This window comes from Mesorhizobium sp. M7A.F.Ca.CA.002.09.1.1, assembly GCF_003998555.1.
GTDB lineage: Bacteria > Pseudomonadota > Alphaproteobacteria > Rhizobiales > Rhizobiaceae > Mesorhizobium > Mesorhizobium ciceri.
Genome location: NZ_RZRR01001474.1, coordinates 1 through 698 on the forward strand (window position 1 = coordinate 1; position 698 = coordinate 698).

The window sequence follows — 698 nt, forward strand, 5'->3', positions numbered from 1 at the left end:
GCCCTACGAGACGGTGCGCGTCGCCTACAGCCTGGAATACGGGCTGGACGAAATGGAGATGCACAAGGACGGTGTTGCTCCGGGCGAGAAAGTGATCCTGGTCGACGATCTGATCGCCACCGGCGGCACGGCTGAAGCGGCGGTCAAGCTGCTGCGCCAGATAGGTGCCGACATCCTCGCCGCCTGTTTCGTCATCGACCTGCCGGACCTCGGCGGCCGTGCCAAGCTGGAGGCGCTCGGCGTGCCGGTGCGGACGCTGATTGGGTTCGAGGGGCATTGAGGGGCAGTTCTTCCTTCTCCCCTTGTGGGAGAAGGTGGATCGGCGCGCAGCGCCGAGACGGTTGAGGGGTGGGTGACGGAGTGCCGTCGGCGCCAAGCTGGAGCACCCCTCATCCGACCGAGCTTCGCTCGGCCACCTTCTCCCACAGGGGGAGAAGGAAGAAACCTACTCCACCTTCACCAGCACGGCGCTCTCGAACTCCAGCACCTTGGCGCCGGTCGAATCGAAAGCTTCCGAACGCAGCGCCAGCAGCCGCCAGCCGGGGCGTGAGGCAATCGGGCGGTGCGACAGCGCGGTGCGCGTGAAGGTGATGGTTTGCCCGGCATAGACCGGCTTCAGCCATTTCAGGTTCTTGAAGCCAGGCGAGGGGCCGAATTCCGGCACCGGACCGGGGCCGCTCCACGCAGCGATCTCGGCG

The 698-nt window shown here is 66.3% G+C and carries 1 protein-coding gene and 1 pseudogene; one reads left to right on the forward strand and one right to left on the reverse strand.

Annotation, left to right across the window (positions count from 1 at the left end; genetic code table 11):
- On the forward strand, window positions 1-280 hold a 280-nt coding region (locus EN994_RS34105; protein ID WP_164746560.1), incomplete at its 5' end, for a purine phosphoribosyltransferase family protein.
- Window positions 281-445: 165 nt separating this feature from the next.
- Here the strand turns inward: EN994_RS34105 and EN994_RS34110 are convergent.
- Window positions 446-698, reverse strand: a pseudogene (locus EN994_RS34110) (dehydratase); the annotation flags it as partial.